The organism is Ruegeria sp. HKCCA5463 (assembly GCF_013034175.1).
GTDB lineage: Bacteria > Pseudomonadota > Alphaproteobacteria > Rhodobacterales > Rhodobacteraceae > Ruegeria.
In genome coordinates, this window is record NZ_WQFL01000001.1 from 864,091 (window position 1) to 883,725 (window position 19,635).

General features: G+C 56.5%; 20 protein-coding genes. 15 read left to right on the plus strand and 5 right to left on the minus strand.

Translation table 11 applies throughout. The features are described from left to right. Nucleotides 1–4 precede the first annotated feature (4 nt). Nucleotides 5–1,009, minus strand: coding sequence for a GlxA family transcriptional regulator (locus GOW09_RS04290; protein WP_171115906.1), 1,005 nt, complete (start codon nucleotides 1,007–1,009; stop codon nucleotides 5–7). Between the two features lie 169 nt (nucleotides 1,010–1,178). Between GOW09_RS04290 and GOW09_RS04295 the strand changes: the two genes are divergently transcribed. Next, the gene (locus GOW09_RS04295; RefSeq protein ID WP_171115908.1) at nucleotides 1,179–2,549 is read left to right on the plus strand and encodes a class II 3-deoxy-7-phosphoheptulonate synthase; all 1,371 of its coding nucleotides are present in this window, start codon (nucleotides 1,179–1,181) and stop codon (nucleotides 2,547–2,549) included. A gap of 68 nt (nucleotides 2,550–2,617) precedes the next feature. On the opposite strand, the gene GOW09_RS04300 is transcribed toward GOW09_RS04295, so the two are convergent. Then, the gene (locus tag GOW09_RS04300; RefSeq protein WP_171115910.1) at nucleotides 2,618–3,292 is read right to left on the minus strand and encodes a PAS domain-containing protein; all 675 of its coding nucleotides are present in this window, start codon (nucleotides 3,290–3,292) and stop codon (nucleotides 2,618–2,620) included. A gap of 245 nt (nucleotides 3,293–3,537) precedes the next feature. Between GOW09_RS04300 and GOW09_RS04305 the strand changes: the two genes are divergently transcribed. The 11 genes from GOW09_RS04305 (at nucleotide 3,538) to GOW09_RS04355 (ending at nucleotide 13,987) form a co-directional block, all read left to right on the plus strand. Continuing rightward, nucleotides 3,538–4,428, plus strand: a complete 891-nt coding sequence (locus GOW09_RS04305; protein ID WP_171116548.1) for a YicC/YloC family endoribonuclease — start codon at nucleotides 3,538–3,540, stop codon at nucleotides 4,426–4,428. Between the two features lie 17 nt (nucleotides 4,429–4,445). Further along, nucleotides 4,446–5,087 (plus strand): guanylate kinase, encoded by a 642-nt coding sequence (gene gmk / locus GOW09_RS04310; RefSeq protein ID WP_152457986.1) that lies wholly within the window; start codon nucleotides 4,446–4,448, stop codon nucleotides 5,085–5,087. Then, nucleotides 5,084–5,608 (plus strand): gamma carbonic anhydrase family protein, encoded by a 525-nt coding sequence (locus tag GOW09_RS04315; RefSeq protein ID WP_171115912.1) that lies wholly within the window; start codon nucleotides 5,084–5,086, stop codon nucleotides 5,606–5,608. The genes gmk and GOW09_RS04315 overlap by 4 nt, the downstream gene beginning before the upstream one ends. 27 nt (nucleotides 5,609–5,635) lie before the next feature. Beyond that, nucleotides 5,636–6,676 (plus strand): cell wall metabolism sensor histidine kinase WalK, encoded by a 1,041-nt coding sequence (locus GOW09_RS04320; RefSeq protein WP_171115914.1) that lies wholly within the window; start codon nucleotides 5,636–5,638, stop codon nucleotides 6,674–6,676. A 194-nt stretch (nucleotides 6,677–6,870) separates the two neighbouring features. Further along, on the plus strand, nucleotides 6,871–7,911 hold the full coding sequence (locus GOW09_RS04325) for a substrate-binding domain-containing protein (RefSeq protein WP_171115915.1): 1,041 nt from the start codon (nucleotides 6,871–6,873) through the stop codon (nucleotides 7,909–7,911). A gap of 92 nt (nucleotides 7,912–8,003) precedes the next feature. After that, nucleotides 8,004–9,476, plus strand: coding sequence for a phosphate ABC transporter permease subunit PstC (gene pstC / locus GOW09_RS04330; RefSeq protein WP_171115917.1), 1,473 nt, complete (start codon nucleotides 8,004–8,006; stop codon nucleotides 9,474–9,476). Beyond that, complete coding sequence (gene pstA / locus GOW09_RS04335) at nucleotides 9,473–10,804, plus strand: phosphate ABC transporter permease PstA (protein WP_171115919.1); 1,332 nt, start codon at nucleotides 9,473–9,475, stop codon at nucleotides 10,802–10,804. The genes pstC and pstA overlap by 4 nt, the downstream gene beginning before the upstream one ends. 12 nt (nucleotides 10,805–10,816) lie before the next feature. Next, the gene (pstB, locus tag GOW09_RS04340) at nucleotides 10,817–11,614 is read left to right on the plus strand and encodes a phosphate ABC transporter ATP-binding protein PstB (RefSeq protein WP_152457980.1); all 798 of its coding nucleotides are present in this window, start codon (nucleotides 10,817–10,819) and stop codon (nucleotides 11,612–11,614) included. Nucleotides 11,615–11,630: 16 nt separating this feature from the next. Beyond that, nucleotides 11,631–12,332, plus strand: coding sequence for a phosphate signaling complex protein PhoU (gene phoU, locus GOW09_RS04345; protein WP_171115921.1), 702 nt, complete (start codon nucleotides 11,631–11,633; stop codon nucleotides 12,330–12,332). Nucleotides 12,333–12,344: 12 nt separating this feature from the next. Then, nucleotides 12,345–13,034 carry a phosphate regulon transcriptional regulator PhoB gene (gene phoB, locus GOW09_RS04350; protein WP_152457978.1) on the plus strand — a complete coding sequence of 230 codons (690 nt, stop codon included), beginning with the start codon at nucleotides 12,345–12,347 and terminating at the stop codon, nucleotides 13,032–13,034. A 185-nt stretch (nucleotides 13,035–13,219) separates the two neighbouring features. Next, entirely contained in the window at nucleotides 13,220–13,987 is a 768-nt protein-coding gene (locus GOW09_RS04355; RefSeq protein ID WP_171115923.1) for an SDR family oxidoreductase, read from the plus strand. Here GOW09_RS04355 and GOW09_RS04360 read toward each other — a convergent pair. Then, entirely contained in the window at nucleotides 13,984–14,853 is an 870-nt protein-coding gene (locus GOW09_RS04360) for an acyl-CoA thioesterase II (RefSeq protein ID WP_171115925.1), read from the minus strand. The genes GOW09_RS04355 and GOW09_RS04360 overlap by 4 nt on opposite strands. A 51-nt stretch (nucleotides 14,854–14,904) precedes the next feature. Further along, the gene (locus GOW09_RS04365) at nucleotides 14,905–16,119 is read right to left on the minus strand and encodes a serine hydrolase (RefSeq protein WP_254442693.1); all 1,215 of its coding nucleotides are present in this window, start codon (nucleotides 16,117–16,119) and stop codon (nucleotides 14,905–14,907) included. A 215-nt stretch (nucleotides 16,120–16,334) separates the two neighbouring features. On the opposite strand from GOW09_RS04365, the gene GOW09_RS04370 reads away from it, so the two are divergent. Then, nucleotides 16,335–16,964, plus strand: a complete 630-nt coding sequence (locus GOW09_RS04370; protein WP_171115930.1) for a 2-hydroxychromene-2-carboxylate isomerase — start codon at nucleotides 16,335–16,337, stop codon at nucleotides 16,962–16,964. Nucleotides 16,965–16,992: 28 nt separating this feature from the next. On the opposite strand, the gene GOW09_RS04375 is transcribed toward GOW09_RS04370, so the two are convergent. Continuing rightward, on the minus strand, nucleotides 16,993–17,811 hold the full coding sequence (locus tag GOW09_RS04375) for an SDR family oxidoreductase (protein ID WP_171115933.1): 819 nt from the start codon (nucleotides 17,809–17,811) through the stop codon (nucleotides 16,993–16,995). A 456-nt stretch (nucleotides 17,812–18,267) separates the two neighbouring features. Here GOW09_RS04375 and aroQ point away from each other — a divergent pair, with 456 nt between their 5' ends. Both aroQ and GOW09_RS04385 read left to right on the plus strand, forming a co-directional pair. Continuing rightward, nucleotides 18,268–18,717, plus strand: a complete 450-nt coding sequence (gene aroQ, locus GOW09_RS04380) for a type II 3-dehydroquinate dehydratase (RefSeq protein WP_171115935.1) — start codon at nucleotides 18,268–18,270, stop codon at nucleotides 18,715–18,717. Beyond that, nucleotides 18,714–19,469 (plus strand): autoinducer binding domain-containing protein, encoded by a 756-nt coding sequence (locus tag GOW09_RS04385; RefSeq protein WP_152457973.1) that lies wholly within the window; start codon nucleotides 18,714–18,716, stop codon nucleotides 19,467–19,469. Before aroQ ends, GOW09_RS04385 begins: the two co-directional genes overlap by 4 nt. Nucleotides 19,470–19,635 lie beyond the last annotated feature (166 nt).

The following is a 19,635-nucleotide window of genomic DNA, read 5'->3' on the forward strand; positions in this document are numbered from 1 at the left end:
AGCCTTAGACTGACAGTCTTCCACTTTGCGCACCACGCTCGCGATAGGGCGTGGTGTTGTAATGCGCCCGGTAGCATTTCGAGAAATGGCTGGGCGAGGCGAAACCACAGGCCAGCGCCACGTTGATGACGCTCATGTCTGTCTGCATCAGCAGGTTGCGGGCCTTGTGCAGGCGCAGTTCCATGTAATAGCGCTTGGGGGAACGGCTGAGATACCGGCGGAACAGACGCTCCAGCTGGCGGGTTGACATACCCACGTCCTTGGCAAGGATCGAGGGCGAGATCGGCTCTTCGATGTTTTTCTCCATCATCAGGATAACCTGGCTCAACTTCGGATGCCGCACACCGATTCGGGTCGGAGTTGACAGGCGCTGCGTGTCCTGGTCGGTTCGAATCGAGGAATAGATCATCTGATCCGCCACCGCGTTGGCCAGATCCTCGCCATAGTCATCTGCAATCAGCTTGAGCATCAGGTCAATCGACGAGGTGCCGCCCGCAGTCGTCATGCGGCTGCCATCGATCTGAAAGACGGCTTTGGTCAGTTCGACCTCATCGAATTCCTCGATGAAACTGTCAGAGTTCTCCCAATGGATCGTTGCCTTCCTGTTGTCCAGCAACCCGGCCTTTGCCAGAGTATAGGCCGCAGTGCAGAGGCCACCGATCCGCAATCCCCTTCGGGCTTCGCGCCGCAGCCAGTTCAGCACGCGCTTGCTGGTGGCCGCCTGAACGTCCACACCACCGCAAATCAGAACAACGTCGTCTCGCTGCAGCTCTACCAGATCACTGTCAAGCTTGAACTCGGTCCCGGCCGAGCAGGTTACCGTCTCTCCGCCTTCTCCCATCAGCTTCCAGGTGTAAAGCTGTCTGTTTGCCATGCGGTTGGCGATGCGCAGACTGTCAAGCGCCGAAGCAAAGGACAGAAGCGAGAATTTGTCCAAAAGGACAAACACGAAATTCCGGGGTGGGGCCGCAGTGTCTTCCACCGTGACAACTTGGCGTTGCTCTTGCATGGCGAGATGTCCTTGCTTCGCTGCTGGTCAGTTGATTATCCAGCAGCAGATTTGACAGCCACCATGATCAAAGCTTGTTTACGTCGTCAAGAGGCGCAAATGGGATATGGTCACTCTTCATTGCATTTTGTATAGAGACCACCTGAAAACTTCAGCGGAGATCAAAGCTATGACCGAATGGCAAAAATCGAACTGGCGCAACAAGCCCCGGGTTCAGATGCCAGATTATACCGACGCGGCCGCGCTGGCCAAGGTCGAGGCTCAGCTTTCAAAGTATCCCCCGCTGGTCTTTGCCGGCGAGGCGCGGCGTCTCAAACAGCATCTGGGTGCCGCCGGGCGCGGCGAGGCCTTCCTTCTGCAAGGTGGGGATTGCGCTGAAAGCTTTGAACAATTCAGCGCTGATGCGATCCGTGACACGTTCAAGGTGATGCTGCAAATGGCGATGGTTTTGACTTATGGCGCCAAGGTGCCAGTGGTCAAAGTCGGTCGTATGGCCGGGCAATTTGCCAAACCACGCAGTGCCCCGACCGAAGTCGTGAATGGTGTGGAACTGCCAAGCTACCGCGGCGACATCATCAACGAATTGGCCTTCACGCCCGAAGCCCGGATTCCGAATCCCAACAAGATGTTGCAGGCCTACACGCAAGCGGCGGCGACGCTGAACCTGCTGCGTGCGTTCTCGACCGGCGGCTTCGCGGATATGAGCCGCGTGCATGCCTGGACTTTGGGTTTCGCGGATGAACAGGACGTTCAGAAATATTCCGAGGTTGCCGATCGCATTCAGGACACCATCGACTTCATGGAAGCCGCTGGAATCACTGCGGAAACAACCCATGAATTCTCGACCGTCGAATTCTACACCAGCCACGAAGGGCTGCTGCTTGAATACGAAGAGGCACTGACGCGTCTGGATTCCACCTCGGGCAACTGGCTGGCTGGCTCTGGTCACATGATCTGGATCGGCGACCGCACCCGTCAGCCCGACGGCGCGCATGTCGAGTTCTGCCGCGGGGTTCTGAATCCGATCGGTCTGAAATGCGGCCCGACCACCACGGCCGAGGACCTCAAAGTTCTGATGTCCAAGCTGAACCCCGACAACGAAGAGGGGCGCCTGACCCTGATCGCGCGCTTCGGTGCGGGCAAGGCGGGCGAGCATCTGCCGCGTCTGATCAAGGCGGTCAAGGAAGAGGGCGCCAAGGTCACTTGGGTCTGCGACCCGATGCACGGAAACACGATCAAATCGGCCACGGGCTATAAAACCCGCCCGTTCGATTCTGTTCTGCGCGAGGTGCGTGACTTTTTCGGAGTGCATCAGGCCGAGGGAACCATCCCCGGTGGCGTGCATTTCGAAATGACCGGGCTGGATGTGACCGAATGCACCGGCGGTGTACGTGCCGTGACTGAAGAGGACCTGTCGGACCGCTACCACACCGCTTGCGATCCGCGCTTGAACGCGTCGCAGTCGCTGGAACTTGCGTTCCTGGTGGCGGAAGAGCTGACCAACCTGCGCCGCAACGGCTCAAAACGCGCGGTAAGCTGAGCACATCTGAAACACTGACAACAGCGGGCCATCGGCCCGCTGTTTCCGCTCAAGGTAATCGGCGGGTCTCAATCGTCGCGAGACACCACCAGATGAAGATGGCTTGCAGAGCGTTTGAATTCGCGTTGTTCCTCGGCAAAACCTTCCACAGGCCGGCGCAGTGTGGGCGCGGGCACCTGAATTTCAGAAACCGGTTTGATCCGCGTATCGGTCAGAGTAAACCGGCGCGGTGTCTTGCCGATTGCGCCATCGGCGATCATGACCCCCAAAATACGACTGACATCCCCAAGGTCACTTTTCAGCGGTAGAAGGATCATCCGGGCCTGCATCCGGGTACATCCCAACGTCCCGCCCGAGTTCAGACTCAATTCGGCAACAGCGGGGGACGCAAATACCTGTTCCAGTACATCCTTGGTTTGCGCGCGGGCATCGGGTTGAAAAAACGCGGTCAACGGCATCCCCCGCACTTCCATACCTGCAAGCGCGTTCAGATGACTGCCTGCCAGACGAAAACGGGCCAGGCCGGGTGCGATGCGTTCCAGGATGAACGTATATTCAAGAACATTCTCAAGACCGCGCGGGTCGATTTGAGACCGCATCGGCACGCTGTCGCCGCTCAACAATGCGGTCCAATACGCCTCGGCCTGGCGGATCGGCGATAGGCTGCGCCCACTGTCAAAGCGATCCATTGCGACGATCTTTCCAAATTCTGACCCGGAACCTATCCCGAAAAAGGTTTTCATTTTCATCACCCTACCGTCAATTGGCCGCCTTTTTCATAAAATGCAACACATTGGAAGCATCTGCGGCCCGCAAACCATTGCTATAGGCATTTTGACTCGGGTTAATTCAATTTTGGAGCAATTCTTTAACGAATGGTTAACTTGCGCCAAACAATTGCGTCGTCAGCAAACTCTTGCTCTGCACCAGTCAATGGCATTAGGTGCGGCACATGCTCGAAACAGCAGGGGAACAGGAAAGGGCCATCATGATCAGATCCATGACCGGGTTTGCCGCGGGGAAGGGAACTTTCGGCCCGCACAGTTGGTCGTGGGAACTTCGCAGCGTAAATGGCAAGGGGCTGGACATGCGTCTGCGCGTGCCCGACTGGTTGACCGGCCTCGAAGTCGCGTTGCGGGCGTCCCTGTCCAAATCCCTGAGCCGGGGAAACGTGACCCTGTCGATGCGCTTGAACCGCGAGGATTCTGCCCCGGAACTGGCCTTGAACGAAACCGCGATGGCTGCGGCCCTGACGGCTCTTGAGCGAACTGAAGCGCGGGCAGCTGCGCGCGGCATCACGCTTGCGCCGTCGCGTGCGTCAGATCTTTTGGCGCTCAAGGGGATGATGGATGCAGGAACCGAGGCCGACGATCCGGCTCCGCTTGTTGCTCATCTAACGTCCGAATTCAAAGATCTTCTGGCGGCGTTCATAGATATGCGCAAAGCCGAAGGGGCAGCTTTGGCCGCTGTCTTGAACACGCAACTGGATCAGGTCGCGGAGCTGACGGCGCAGGCCGCAGAGATTGCCGAGCAACGCAAGGACAAGATGACCGAGGGGCTGCGCGAGAATCTCGCGCGGGTGCTGGAGAATACGCAGGGCGCGGATCCCGATCGTGTCGCGCAAGAGCTTGCGATGATCGCGGTCAAGGCGGATATCACCGAAGAAATCGACCGCCTGACCGCGCATGCGGCGGCCGCTCGTGAGTTGTTGGCACAGGACGGGGCCGTGGGCCGCAAGCTGGATTTCCTGATGCAAGAGTTCAATCGCGAAGCCAACACGCTGTGTTCCAAGGCGCAAAGCTCGGACCTGACATCGGTCGGGCTGGAACTGAAAGCGGTGATCGATCAGATGCGCGAGCAAGTGCAGAATGTGGAATAAGAATGGGAACGACTGACATGGCGGACCGCCGAGGCCTACTAATCATCCTGTCTTCTCCGTCCGGAGCGGGCAAATCGACCCTGGCCAGACGGCTGATGGCCTGGGATACGGATCTGGAATTCTCGATCTCGGCGACGACCCGTGCCCCGCGCCCCGGGGAAGAGCATGGGCGCGAGTATTTCTTCCTGTCCGAGGACGAGTTCAAACAGCAGGTCGCTGATGGGCAGATGCTGGAACACGCCCATGTATTCGGAAACTTCTATGGTTCGCCTGCCGAGCCGGTCAAAAATTCGATCAATGCCGGTAAGGACGTATTGTTCGACGTCGACTGGCAGGGTGAAGTGCAGATCCGAAACTCGGATCTGGGCAAACACGCGTTGTCGATCTTCATTCTGCCGCCGTCCATCCCCGAGCTGCGCCGCCGGCTGGAAACACGCGGGCAGGACAGTGATGACGTCATCGCCCGTAGAATGCTCAAAAGCTGGGATGAAATCAGCCACTGGGGCTATTACGACTACGTCCTGATCAACGATGACCTCGAGGCAACCGAAGAAAAGCTGAAAACCATCGTCAGCGCGGAACGGATGCGTCGCATTCAGCAACCCAGGTTGCAACAGCACGTCCGCAAGTTGCAGAGAGAATTCGAGGGACTGTCATGACCATTTACGCTTTGGGCGAGCACGCTCCGCACATTCACGACGACACCTGGGTCGCGCCGGATGCCAATCTGATTGGCAAGGTTGTGCTGGAGCAGGGGGCCTCGGTGTGGTTCGGCTGCACGATTCGCGCGGATCACGAAGAAATCCGGATCGGCGAGGGCAGCAACGTTCAGGAAAACTGCGTGATGCATATCGATGCCGGTTTTCCCCTGACGATTGGTCGAAATTGCACCATCGGCCACAAGGTGATGCTGCATGGCTGTACCATAGGCGAAAACACTTTGGTCGGAATGGGCGCAATCGTCCTGAACGGGGCAAAGATCGGCCGGAACTGTCTGATCGGAGCAGGGGCCCTGATCACCGAGGGCAAGGAAATCCCCGACAATTCGCTTGTCATGGGATCGCCGGGCAAGGTCGTGCGTCAGCTGGATGAGGCCGCAGCCCAAAGGATCACGTTCAGTGCGCTGCACTATCAGGAAAACATGCGCAAATTCCGCGAAACCCTGAAACTTGCGCTTTGACGCCACGGAATGAGTGGGTTTTGACGCATGACCGAAGACGTTCTTGAGGACATTGTTCTTGCGATCCCGCTGCCGGCGCTGATGGTGGATCAGACCGAACGGATCATTGCCGCGAACACGGATGCAACGTCACTTCTGGGCCAGAACATCGTTGGACGTCATTTTGCGACCATATTGCGACAGCCGCAGGTTCTGGACGCGATCGAGCAAAGCCTGACAAGCAGAAGCGCAAAGAAAGCACGTCATCTGTCCAATGACGGTGCGCAGGACACAACATACACAGTTGAATGCAGATACATGAACGGGGTCGCTTCCGAAGGGGCCGTCATGGTCACGTTTCAGGATACCACCCATCTGGAGCACGCCAGCCAGATGCGGAGGGACTTCGTGGCCAATGTCAGCCATGAATTGCGCACGCCGTTGACTGCCTTGATGGGGTTTATCGAAACCCTGCGCGGTCCGGCCCGGGACGATCCCGCCGCGCGTGACCGGTTCCTCAAGATCATGGCCGACGAGGCCAACCGGATGAACCGTCTGGTCGGGGATCTGTTGTCGTTGAACCGGGTCGAAAGCGAAGAACGTGTGCGACCCAGGCAACAGCTGGAACTTACCGGTCTTCTTCAATCCACAATAAACTCGCTGCGGCCCCTTGCGGAGGATGCTGGCGTGGTTTTGTCGCTGGATGTGAAAAACGGTCCGCTTTCAGTCACCGGTGACAGCGACCAGTTGCGACAGGTTTTCACCAATCTCATCGAGAACGGGATCAAGTATGGCGCCAGTGGCGGTAGTGTTACGGTACGTGTCCTGCCGGCGGACAGGGATCCGGCGATGCGCGGCCCGGCTGTCCGAATCCAGTTCATAGACAAAGGGCCCGGCATAGATGCCGTTCACCTGCCGCGCCTGACAGAGCGATTCTATCGCGCCGACAGCCACAGGTCGCGGCAGCTGGGCGGAACCGGGCTTGGCCTTGCGATCGTGAAGCACATCGTCAATCGCCATCGTGGAAGACTTCGTGTCGAAAGCGAATTGGGAAAAGGTTCTGTTTTTACGGTAATTTTGCCCCGTTGAAACAGCCTGGAATGCAAGTCTGCTTTTATTCTGACCCTTTGAGGCATTGGCATTTTCATGGGGCAAACGCAAAAAAATCCCCTGCTGTCATAAAACCGTTACGCATGTGTCACAAAAGGCTTACGCACGCCCCATAGGGGTCCCCGCAGGATCATCATGGTGGTGATCAAGTACACCTTTTCAGGGAGACTGAAATGTCCTTTGTAAAACTGTCGGCATCTGCGCTGGCTATCGCTGCCGTCTCGGCGACCACTGCTGCGGCGCGTGACAACGTTCAGATCGCCGGTTCGTCGACCGTTCTGCCTTATGCCTCGATCGTAGCCGAACTGTTCGGTGAAAACACAGACTTTCCAACTCCGGTTGTTGAATCCGGCGGTTCGTCGGCTGGTCTGAAGCGTTTCTGCGAAGGCGTTGGCGAAAACACCATCGACGTTGCAAACGCGTCGCGCGCGATCCGTGAAAAAGAGATCAAAGCCTGCGCCGAAAACGGTGTGACCGACATTATGGAAGTCCGCATCGGTTATGACGGCATCGTATTCGCTAGCCAGCAGACCGGGCCTGCCTTCAACGCGTTCGAACCGTCCGATATTTTCAACGCTCTGGGTGCAAAAGTTCTGAAAGACGGTGAGATCGTTGACAACCCGTACAACACCTGGGCCGAGTTCAACCCGGAACTGCCCGATGTTGAAATCGCAAGCTTCATCCCGGGCACCAAGCACGGCACCCGTGAAGTGTTCGAAGAAAAGGTTCTGCTGATCGGTTGTGAAGAAACCGGCGCCATGGAAGCCATGATCGCGGGCGGCATGAGCGAAGACGACGCTGAAGATGCCTGTCTGGCGGTTCGCACCGATGGCAAATCGGTTGATATCGACGGTGACTACACCGAAACCCTGGCGCGTATCGACACCAACCCCAACGGTATCGGCGTGTTTGGTCTGGCGTTCTACGAGAACAACACCGACAAGTTGAAGGTTGCCACCATGTCGGGCGTCGCACCGTCGACCGAAACCATCTCGACCGGCGAATATCCGGTTTCTCGCCCGCTGTTCTTCTACGTGAAGAAAGCTCATATCGGCGTGATCCCGGGCCTGAAGGAATACGCGCAGTTCTTCACCCATGACGAAATCGCCGGTCCGTCGGGCCCGCTTGCCAACTATGGTCTAGTCGCCGATCCTGAGCTGGCAAAAACTCAGGACGCGATCGCCAACGAAGTCACCATGGGTTCGGGCAGCTGAGCCTGACACCGTTCTAATGCAAATAGGGGCGACGGATCAGTCGCCCCTTCACTGTCTTTTTACTACTCGCAATCGAAGGCAATGGGGGTGTCATGCCGATACTTTGGCTCTTTCTGATCGTTTCGGCGATCGCGGCTGTCGGCTATCTGTTGGGACGCACACGCGCACTGCAAAACGCAGATGGTGACAGTCGGAATCTGCATTCCCTGCCATCATTTTACGGCGCAAACGTTGCGCTGAAGACACTTGTTCCGGCCTTCGGTCTCTTGATCGTGTGGCTGTTGGCGCAGCCTTTCTTCCTCAATGCGCAGGTGTCGGACATGATACCGGACTCCGTGATAAAGGAAGGTTCCTCCCGCAGCCTGGTGATGGCCGAAGTACGCCGCACCGCCGCCGGGCTGGACAATGCGGTCGCGCAAGGAAACCTGACCGAGAACGCCGCCAGTGATGCCGATGCAAATATCGCCGAGATCACACAGCTTTTGAAGGATGCGGGGCAGGTGGTGACCTCGGACATCACTCAACCGGTATTGCGCGCTGCGCAGAGCTATCGCGCCATGAGCTCGACCGGGTATGCGATCATGTCCATTGCCGTTGTCGCGGTTGCCTTGATCGGTGCCGTAGCGGGCTGGTTGCAAACCAACGCCGAATACCGTGCGCGCAACGTTGTGGAACAGGGGGTTCGTGTCCTGCTTCTGGCGGCCGCGTCGGTTGCAATCCTCACAACGGTGGGCATTGTCCTGTCTCTTGTGTTCAACACCTGGGAGTTCTTCAAACTATACCCGGCGTCAGATTTCTTTTTCGGCATGACCTGGGCGCCCAGCTTTTCGGGCCGAGGCGGGTTGTCCGAACTTGGTATCTTGCCGCTGCTGTGGGGGACGCTCTACATCTCTGTCGTGGCATTGCTGGTTGCGGTGCCGATCGGGTTGTTCGCCGCGATCTATCTCAGCGAATACGCTTCGTCCCGCTTGCGGTCTGTCGCCAAGCCGCTGCTTGAGGTGCTGGCCGGGATTCCGACCATCGTTTACGGTCTCTTCGCTTTGTTGACCGTTGGCCCGCTGCTGTTGGATGTTTTTGGTGAAAGCGGCCTGGGCTGGATGAAAGCCGGCACCGCCGTCATGACTGCGGGTCTGGTGATGGGGATCATGTTGATCCCGTTTGTCTCATCACTGTCTGACGACATCATCAACGCGGTGCCTCAGGCCATGCGTGACGGTTCCTACGGTCTTGGCGCCACGCAATCGGAGACCATCCGTCAGGTCGTTCTGCCCGCCGCGTTGCCCGGTATCGTCGGCGCGATCCTTCTGGCGGCATCGCGCGCCATCGGCGAGACCATGATCGTGGTTCTCGGGGCAGGGGCCGCGGCCCGCCTCAGCCTGAACCCGTTCGAAGCCATGACAACCGTGACAGCCAAGATCGTCAGCCAGTTGACGGGGGACGCCGACTTTGCCTCGCCCGAGGCGCTGGTCGCCTTCGCACTTGGCATGACCCTTTTCATTCTAACCTTGGGGCTCAACGTGTGTGCCCTGTATATCGTGCGCAAATACCGGGAGCAGTACGAATGACCGACACCAGTATGCAAAGCCCCCAATCCGGTCGCCATACGATCTCGCTCACGGCTTCGGATGAACGCACGAAGAAACGTGCCAAAGCCGAGAAACGGTTCCGTGCTTATGGCATCGCCGCAATCGCAACCGGTCTGTTCTTTCTGGTTGTTCTGTTCGCTTCGATCCTGTCGCAGGGGATTCCGGCCTTCCAGCGCACGGTCGTCAGCATTGATTTCACACTGACCGAACCGCAGCGGGACGAGGCCGAAGGGGCCCTGTTCAAGACAAAAGTCTATTCCAACCTGTTCGTCGCTCAGTTGAACAGTGAACTTGCTGAACGCGGGATCAGCGTTGATTTTGATGAGGCCGCGATCGAGCGTCTTTTGGGTAAAGTCGGCGGGACGATCCGGACCTTTTACACCGAAAACCCCGACAAGCTGGGTGAGCCGGTCCAATTCGATCTGGCAGCGTCCAGCCGGGTGGACGGATACTTCAAAGGCCGCGTTTCCCGCGACACGATACAGGACAGCCGGTTTCTGCAAAAAAGCGATCTGGATCTGGTCGATGCGCTGGAACAGGCTGGCATCATCAAGCAGGCATTCAACTGGCCCTTCATCACCGGCGCGGACGCAGGCGTGGACAACCCCGGCGGCGCAGGCATCGGTGTCTCGGTTGTGGGATCATTCTTCATGATGCTGGTCGTTCTTTGTCTGTCTCTGCCGATTGGCGTTGCAGCTTCGATCTATCTCGAAGAATTTGCGCCGCAGAACAAGTTGACTGACCTGATCGAAGTGAACATTTCGAACCTAGCCGCGGTTCCGTCTATCGTCTTCGGTATTCTGGGCCTGGCCGTTTTCATTCAGTTCATGCATCTGCCGCAATCGGCACCGCTGGTCGGTGGTCTGGTTCTGACCCTGATGACGCTTCCGACGATCATCATCTCGACCCGCGCGTCCTTGAAGGCCGTGCCTCCGTCGATACGCGACGCGGCGCTTGGGGTAGGGGCGTCGAAAATGCAGGCGGTGTTTCACCACGTGTTGCCGCTGGCTGCGCCGGGCATTCTGACAGGTACCATCATCGGTCTGGCGCAAGCCTTGGGTGAAACCGCACCTCTTTTGCTGATCGGCATGGTGGGGTTTGTCGCACGCGGATATCCCGACGGCTTTCTTGCAGGCTTTACCGAGCCGAATTCGGCCATGCCCGCCCAGATCTATACATGGGCCGCACGTGCTGACGTTGGCTTTTACGAGAAGGCGTGGGGTGGGATCATCATACTTTTGATGTTCCTGCTGACCATGAATATCATCGCAATCATCTTGCGCCGCCGCTTTGAACGTCGCTGGTAAATGGGGGCTGGAATGAACGACATGACACGAGTGGAGAGAACCGTGGACTCCAAAGACATCAAGATCAACGCCAAGAACGTACAGGTTTTCTACGGTGAAACCCATGCCATCAAGGACGTGAGCGTTGAGATCGAAGACAAGACCGTCACGGCATTCATCGGGCCATCTGGTTGTGGCAAGTCCACCTTCTTGCGCTGCCTGAACCGAATGAATGACACCATCGATATCTGTCGTGTCGAAGGCGACATCCTGCTGGATGGTGAAGACATCTATGACAAGCGTGTCGATCCGGTCCAGTTGCGCGCCAAGGTCGGAATGGTGTTTCAAAAACCCAACCCGTTCCCGAAATCGATCTATGACAACGTGGCCTATGGCCCGCGCATTCACGGCATGGCCCGCAACAAGGCGGAACTGGATGAAATCGTGGAAAAATCCCTGCGCCGCGGCGCGATCTGGGATGAGGTCAAGGATCGTCTGGATGCACCGGGCACCGGCCTTTCCGGCGGCCAGCAGCAGCGTTTGTGCATCGCCCGGGCCGTCGCCACCGAACCCGAAGTTCTGTTGATGGACGAGCCGTGTTCGGCCCTTGATCCGATTGCGACCGCACAGGTCGAAGAGTTGATCGATGAACTGAGGTCGCGGTTTTCTGTTGTGATCGTCACCCACTCGATGCAGCAGGCGGCACGGGTCAGTCAGAAAACGGCCTTCTTCCACTTGGGTAATCTGGTTGAATTCGGTGAAACCGGCCAGATCTTTACCAATCCGATAGATCCGCGCACGGAAAGCTACATTACAGGCCGTATCGGCTAAGCACAGGTATCTGACAATGAGCGAACAACATATTGCAACTGCTTTTGATCGCGACCTCGAGGCGATCCAAGCGCATATCATGAAGATGGGCGGACTGGTCGAGGCCGCCATCATAGGCGCGGCCCGCTCGCTGGAAACCCGTGATGAAGAGTTGGCGCAAGAGGTGCGAAAAGGCGACAAAGCCATCGACGCGCTTGAAGAACTGATCAACGAAGAAACGGCCAGGTTGATTGCGCTGCGGGCACCCACGGCCAGTGACTTGCGGCTGATCCTGTCGGTTCTGAAGGTGTCCGGCAACCTTGAGCGCATTGGCGACTATGCCAAGAATATCGCCAAACGAACTACGGTTCTGGTCAATGCCAGCGAGATTAACGGAAGCGCTGCGGCCCTGCGCCGTATGGCACGCGAGGTCGAGCGGATGCTGCGTGATGCGCTGGATGCCTATATTCAGCGCGATGCGGAACTGGCCACAGACGTCATCAACCGTGATGAAGAAGTTGACCAGATGTATAACGGCCTGTTCCGGGAGTTTCTGACATTCATGGCCGAAGACCCACGCAATATCTCGGCCTGCATGCACCTGCATTTCATCGCCAAGAACATCGAACGCATGGGCGATCACGTAACCTCGATCGCTGAACAGGTCGTGTATCTGGTCACCGGCGACCGCCCGGCCGAAGCCCGGCCCAAGGCTGACAACACGTCGCAAACCGTTTAGGAGACGAGCGAGATGTCCGCAGATCAACCTACCGTTTTGGTTGTAGAGGATGAAATGGCCCAGCGTGAGGTTTTGGCTTACAACCTTGAAGCTGAAGGGTTTCGGGTTTCCAAGGCTGGCAACGGCGAAGAAGCCATGCTGTTGGTTGACGAAGACTGTCCGGACATCATTGTTCTGGACTGGATGATGCCCAATCTGAGCGGTATCGAAGTCTGCCGACGCCTGAAAAGCCGTCCGGACACGCGTTCAATCCCGATTATCATGTTGTCGGCCCGGACCGAAGAAGTCGACAAAGTCCGCGGTCTTGAGACCGGCGCGGATGATTACGTGGTCAAGCCATATTCCGTGGTCGAGCTTATGGCGCGCGTTCGCACGCAATTGCGCCGCGTCCGTCCTTCGACCGTTGGTTTGCGCCTGGAATTCGATGACATCATTCTTGACTCCGAGACGCACAAGGTCAGCCGGGACAACAAACCCCTAAAACTCGGGCCGACCGAGTTCCGTCTTCTCAGCACATTCATGGAAAAGCCGGGCAGGGTCTGGAGCCGCGAGCAATTGCTGGACCGGGTTTGGGGTCGCGACATCTATGTCGATACCCGAACCGTTGATGTGCATATCGGGCGATTGCGCAAAGCTTTGACGCAATATGGTGGGACCGATCCAGTACGAACCGTCCGCGGCGCTGGATACGCCTTGGGATAACCACATCCTGCGTATATGGCGCCAAAATCGTTTGAATTTTGACAGGAGCCGTATTTGTGGGTGGTGCCCCGTGGCGGTAGTCGGTATTCGTATAATCGGTATTATGGTAATTAATGGCGGCTTGTAACTTGGCAGCAAAGTGAACACTCTGCCCAGAACACATAAGACTTGTTTTGGAATGCGCCATGGAGCTCAGAAATAAAACTGTCATCGTGACCGGTGCCGCAGATGGCATTGGCCGGGGTTTGGCGGAACGTTTTGCTCAGGAAGGTGCGCGCGTCATCTGTTCGGATATTGACGAGGCCGGAGCCCGTGACATCGCAACCCAAACCGGCGGCGTTGCGTTCACATGTGACGTCTCGGATGAGGAACAGATCAAGGCGTTGATTGATTTCTCCGAAGATACCGTTGGCCCAATTGATCTGTTCTGCGCAAATGCCGGCATCCTGACGCTTGGCGGTCTGGATGTTCCCGATGATCAATGGGAAAAAATTTGGAAAATCAACGTGATGTCGCACGTGTGGACCGCGCGCCATTTGGTGCCTCGTATGATCGGTCGCGGCGGCGGATATATTCTGACGACGGCCTCTGCGGCGGGTTTGCTAAACCAACCGGGAGCAGCGCCATACGGTGTCACGAAACACGCGGCGGTCGGATTTGCCGAGTGGCTGTCGCTGACATATGGCGCCAAAGGTCTGCGGGTTTCGGTTCTTTGTCCTCAGGCGGTTCGGTCAAAAATGACTGAAGGACATGAGGTTTCTGTAGCATCGATCGACGGAATGCTGGAGCCGGAAGACGTCGCTGAAACCTGCGTACAAGCCATCCGGGAAGAACGATTTCTGGTTCTTCCGCATCCGCAGGTTTTGGATTATCTGCAACTCAAAGCGGCTGACTACGATCGCTGGCTGGGCGGGATGCGAAAGTTGAATCAACAGTTTATGCCAGATACTTAACGTTTTTTCTGAACCTTCCTCATAAGACCTTCCTGAGCCACCGACGCGACCAGGGTTCCGTCTTCTGAATAGATCGATCCGCGATTGAAGCTGCGTCCCTGCCCCGTCCACGGAGAATCCATCACATACAGATGCCAGTTCTGAAATTTCACAGGTGCATGAAACCACAAAGCATGGTCCAGACTGGCGCCGTCGAACTCTCCGGAAAACCAGCTCAGCCCGTGCGGTCGCAAACCTGACGACATCAGGTTCATATCTGACGCATAGGCCAAAAGCAGATGTTGAGTTTTTGCGTCCGCAGACGCGGCAGCCGCCATGCGAAACCAGGTTTTGTTGCGGTCGTCCGACACTTCGGGGTTGAACGGATCCAGATGATCCACCTCCCGCACTTCGATCGGGCGTTCACGCAGAAGCTCACCGCGAAAACCTTCGGGCACGCGATCGACATATGCGTGTCGAAGCTCAGAACGCGATGGGTACGTCTGGGGTGGATTAACGGTTGGCATCGGATGCTGATGATCCCAACCTTCATCCTGAACGTGAAAGGAAGCTGACATGTTCAGGATCTGCTTGCCATTTTGAATGGCAACAACGCGACGGGTTGTGAACGACCCCCCGTCACGCGCTCTATCTACTTGATAAATAACGGGTTTAACTGGATCCCCGGGGCGGATGAAATAGGCGTGCAGGGAATGGCACAACCGGTCTTCCACGGTTCTGTATGCCGCGGCCAGGGCCTGCGCAATGACCTGACCGCCGAAAATTCGGGTCGGTGTTTCTCCACCCGATCCTGTGCCGCGGAAAAGATCGACTTCAAGTCGTTCGATATCCAGAAGGTCCAGTAAGATGCGTTCCGCTTCGGTCATTGTCTGCTCATGGGCTAATTGATCAAAACCCGGGTATCAGCCTGAGCAAAATCATTCAATCATGGCGGCGTGCACTAAGGCCTTGAGTTCAGCCCGGGATGGATAGGAACTGGACGGCGACAATTGCGTGAAGAACACAGCCGTCAGATCGTTCTGCCAGTCGATCCAGAAATAGGTCGAGGCCATGCCACCCCAGCTGAAATCACCAACGGATCCGGGCACGCGCACCCGACCCGGATTGAGGACTATAGATCCTGCAAGGCCAAATCCCATGCCTTCCATGGGCTGTTCCGCAAAGCTCTTTGGTCCCATCGAGGCGATATCGCCCGGCAAGTGGTTGCGCATCATGAAGTCCACCGTTTTCGGGCCAAGCAGTTGATGCCCGTTGCCGGACCCGCGATTGCGAAGCATGTCGACGAATTTGACATAGTCATCGATTGTGGAAACCAGCCCGCCGCCGCCCGAGAACGTTGTCGCATTCGCAAATGGAGAGGTTTCGTGGGCATCCACCAGACGCAAGGTATCGCCTCCCTGTTCCGCGGAATTCAACGCCATCGCATCGCCGGCCAGCGGCGTATAAAGCGAGGCGAACCGGTCCCCTGCCCCGTCGGGCACGGAAAACCCGGTTTCGCGCATCTCGAGGGGCGCCAAGATTTCCTGCCGGAAGAATTGTTCCAGGGTCTGTCCCGAGACGACCTCGACAACGCGCCCAAGCACATCGGTTCCAACCGAATATTCCCACCGTGTTCCGGGCTGGAAAGCCAAGGGTAACTCTGCCAGTTCACGTACGCGATCTTTCAGAAGACCCTGATTTGGTATGATTATAAGGTCCTTTTCATCCATCGCCTCCGGTAGAATCCCAGGGTTGAACGGATAGCTGAAACCGCTGGTATGGGTCAGCAACTGATGAAGGGTCGGGCTTGCCGCGTCCTCGGTTTGATCCAGCTTGTCCGCGCCGGTTACCAGAGCCTGCATCTGTTTGAACTCGGGAAGGAAATCCGAAAGCGGTGCGTCGAGGTGAAACAGCCCACGTTCCGCCAGCATCATCAAGGCAACAGACGTAACGGGTTTGGTCATCGAGTAGATGCGCACCAGCGTATCGCGTTGGAACGGCAAGTCCTCTTCAAGATTTCGCAGGCCGCTGGAGTGGAAAAAGACCTCATCCCCCTTGTGCTTCAGCAAAAAGGAAGAGCCCGCGTATTTGCGCTGCTCAACATAGCGGTCCATCCAGATGCGAATCCAGTTCAGGCGCGTTTCATCGAACATGACTTGTTTTCGAAGCATTTTTGAGTTCCACCAGAAGTTGACTAACATCGTGTACGCGTAGGGCCTGAAACAACAGCAAAACCCGGGCTGAAATGAATGGTTATACAAGCAGAGCCAAGAGGCACGCCTTAAATCCAAGTGATACAGTGAAACCGTCACAGATTCGCTTGTAAATTGTTGGACGGCGACGTGCCGGATTGGCCTGGAGGAATAGCATGACGCAAAGCATAGATTTCGTTTACGATTTTTGCAGCCCAAGTGCCTTTCTGGCCCACAAGATGCTGCCAGAGCTGGCCGCGCGGCATAATGCCAAGATCAGGTATTCCCCTGTCCTTCTGCCCGTTGTCTTCAAGGCAACGCACAACCAGAGCCCGTTTCAGGCGTTTTCCGAAAACCGCCAGAAAACCGCCTATCTTACTCATGACTTGCATCGGTTCGCGCGGCGTCGCGGGCTGAGCTTTCACATGAGCCCGCATTTTCCGATCAATACGAAATTTGCGATGCGCGGCGCCCGGTTCGCTAGTGGTAAATCATGGGAAATCAAATACATAAACGCCATCTTTGATGCCATATGGGTGCATGGCCAAAAGGCGGATGAACTGGCCGTTCTGATTGACATTCTACAGGAAAATGAACTGCCGGTTCGCAAGCTGCGCGAGGCCATGACAAGCCCTGAAATCAAACAGGATCTGAAGGATCAGACCAAATCGTTCGTGCGCCGCGGCGTTTTTGGCGTTCCCAGCCTGTTTTACGGCTCTGAAATGTTCTTTGGCAAGAACAGCTTGCCGAACCTGGAAATTGAACTGTCGAAAAACAAGAAACGACACAAATCCAACACGTTGTGAACGGGATCGGTTTTGATCGCAGCGCGACTTAGAAAGCTTCGGCAAAGATATTGCCCGACGTTACAACGTTGATTCCACCAGAAACCGGGATGATCGAACCGGTTACATAACTGCCCCCGCGTCCACACAGAAACAGCACGCACCCCGCTATATCTTCATCACAGCCGACGCGCCCAAGAGGCACTGACTTGCCGACCTTTTCACGCTTGTCCTCATCCGCCGTAGCAAAGGCTGTCATCCGCGATACGAACGGCCCCGGAGCCAGCGCGTTGACCGTCACGTGGTAGGGCGACAGTTCCTTGGCCATGATTTTTGTCAGATGCAGAACCGCAGCTTTCGAGGCTGAATAGCTATAGGCGCCATCCCCCATGGGAACCTCTCCCATCACGGATCCAACATTCACGACCCGGGCCGGATCGTCTGCGGTTCCGGATTGCATCAACATCGGCAGCAGCCTCTGGGTAAGCTCGAATACCCCGGCCACGTTGACCGACATCACCTTGTCCCACGCGTCATACGGAAACTGGCCCAAGGGTGCCCCCCAGGTCACGCCAGAGTTATTCATAAGAATATCAAGCCTTTCTGTCCGTTCCTGAATGTCCGAAACCAGTTTAGCGATACTTGCCTCGCTGCTGATGTCTCCGGCAAACCCTTCGGCACTTCCCGGTGCCTCCAGTGCATTCAGCTCAGCGGCGGCCGCGACACAGGCGTCCCCGTTTCGAGAAGCAATCAACACGCGCGCGCCGGCCCTGACCAACGCCTCTGCGGCCATCCGACCGATACCCGTGGCGCCTCCGGTGACCAATGCGGTTTTGCCGGGTAGCGAGAAAAGGGTATCGGGGGTCATTGTCGTGTTCCTCTGCTAAATCTGATTTCGGTTGCATTCCGACCCGGTTCAAAGCCTCGTTGTCTTTACGGCAATTAGCCGCCCGCTGCGTTGGCACGAAATCGGGTTGCACCAAAACTCCACATGACAATCTTCAATCGCATCAGAGACAGTTTGCAAGGATTACTCAGCGTCGCAAAGCGCCGGCTGGTAAGCCCGGATAGTTCCAATGTTCCGATACTGATACCGACGACGATGCGCCCGAAAACCTGTTTTCCGGCAATCGAAAAACGGACGTAAATGCACGGCCCAAGTCCAAACGGACGCGTGGTGTCGTCATGTCGAATGACTGAACTTGGTTTCCTCTTCCATCTCAAGGTCTGTTTTCAGGGCAACTGTCTGTATTCAATCCACCAAAGTCAGGTAGACAACCCGGCCTTTTCGCGTCTATGAACCAAGTATGGGGATCGTGAAAACATGCATAACGTTTTGGTATTGAATGGCCCAAACCTCAATCTGCTTGGAACACGGCAGCCCGAGGTTTACGGCAGCACGACACTACATATGATCGAGGATCGTTGCGTTCGGCATGGCGCCTCCATTGGGCTGGACGTCACCCACCTGCAATCCAATCACGAAGGTGTGCTGCTTGACGCCATTCACGCGGCCCGCGGTGTACAAAGCGGGCTGATACTGAACGCAGGCGCGTTCACGCATACGTCGATTGCCCTTATGGATGCGATTGCATCGGTGGAACTGCCGGTTGTTGAAGTGCATCTTTCCAACATTCATGCCCGGGAAACGTTTCGGCACAGGTCCTACATAGCCCCTGTCGCACTGGGTCAGATCTGTGGATTCGGTGCCCACAGCTATATCCTCGCGCTGGATGCGCTCGCGGCTCATCTGAAAGCAGGCAGCACGACATGAAGCTCAAGGAATATCTTCGGTTTGTCAGCTACGCCAAAACCCTGGAAGACCTGTGGGATGCACATTGCCGCCAAATGGCCGAATTTGGTTTTACCCGCCTGATCTATGGGTACACGCAATTCCGGACGGCCACGTCTCTGGGTGATCCAGAAGATTTCGTAATCCTGACGAACCACAAGCGGGCCTATGTGGACGGATTCATCAAGGATGGACTGTATTTTCACGCTCCGATGTTGAAGTGGGCCTTGGACAACGAAGGCGCCGCCAGCTGGAAAATGTTGCAGGACATGAACTCGGGCGGGACGATGACCGCGAAGGAACGCGAAGTTTTCGAGTTCAACAAATCCATGGGCGTGGTTTCGGGTTATACCGTCAGCTTCAACTCGGTTTCCATGCGCTCAAAAGGGGCGATTTCCCTGTCGGCCAATAATGGGTTGAGCCAGGAGGATGTGGATGCGGTCTGGGAAGAGCACGGCGACGACATTCTACTTATGAACAATGTCGCCCACCTGAAAATCCTGACATTGCCGTTCCATCCGCCGAACCGGGCACTTACCAAACGCCAACGCGAAGCTTTGCAGTGGGTTGGTGACGGAAAAACCACTCAGGATATCGCGCTGTTGATGGGACTGACATCTGCAACGGTGGAAAAGCACCTGCGACTCGCGCGCGAGGCGCTTTCGGTCGAAACGACGGCGCAAGCGGTTCTCAAGGCGTCACTGCACAACCAGATGTTCATTATGGAAGCATAACCGCAATATTTTGACGCTATCTCGCGTCAGTTTACCCTAGGTAAGGAAATCACTACTTTTCAAACCAATCCTAAAAGTTGCAAAGTGAGGGTGTTCCGTGAGTGGTGGCTTTAGCCAGGGAACATTGGATTGGATCTTTGCAATAACAAAGCTCTCCGATCACTCT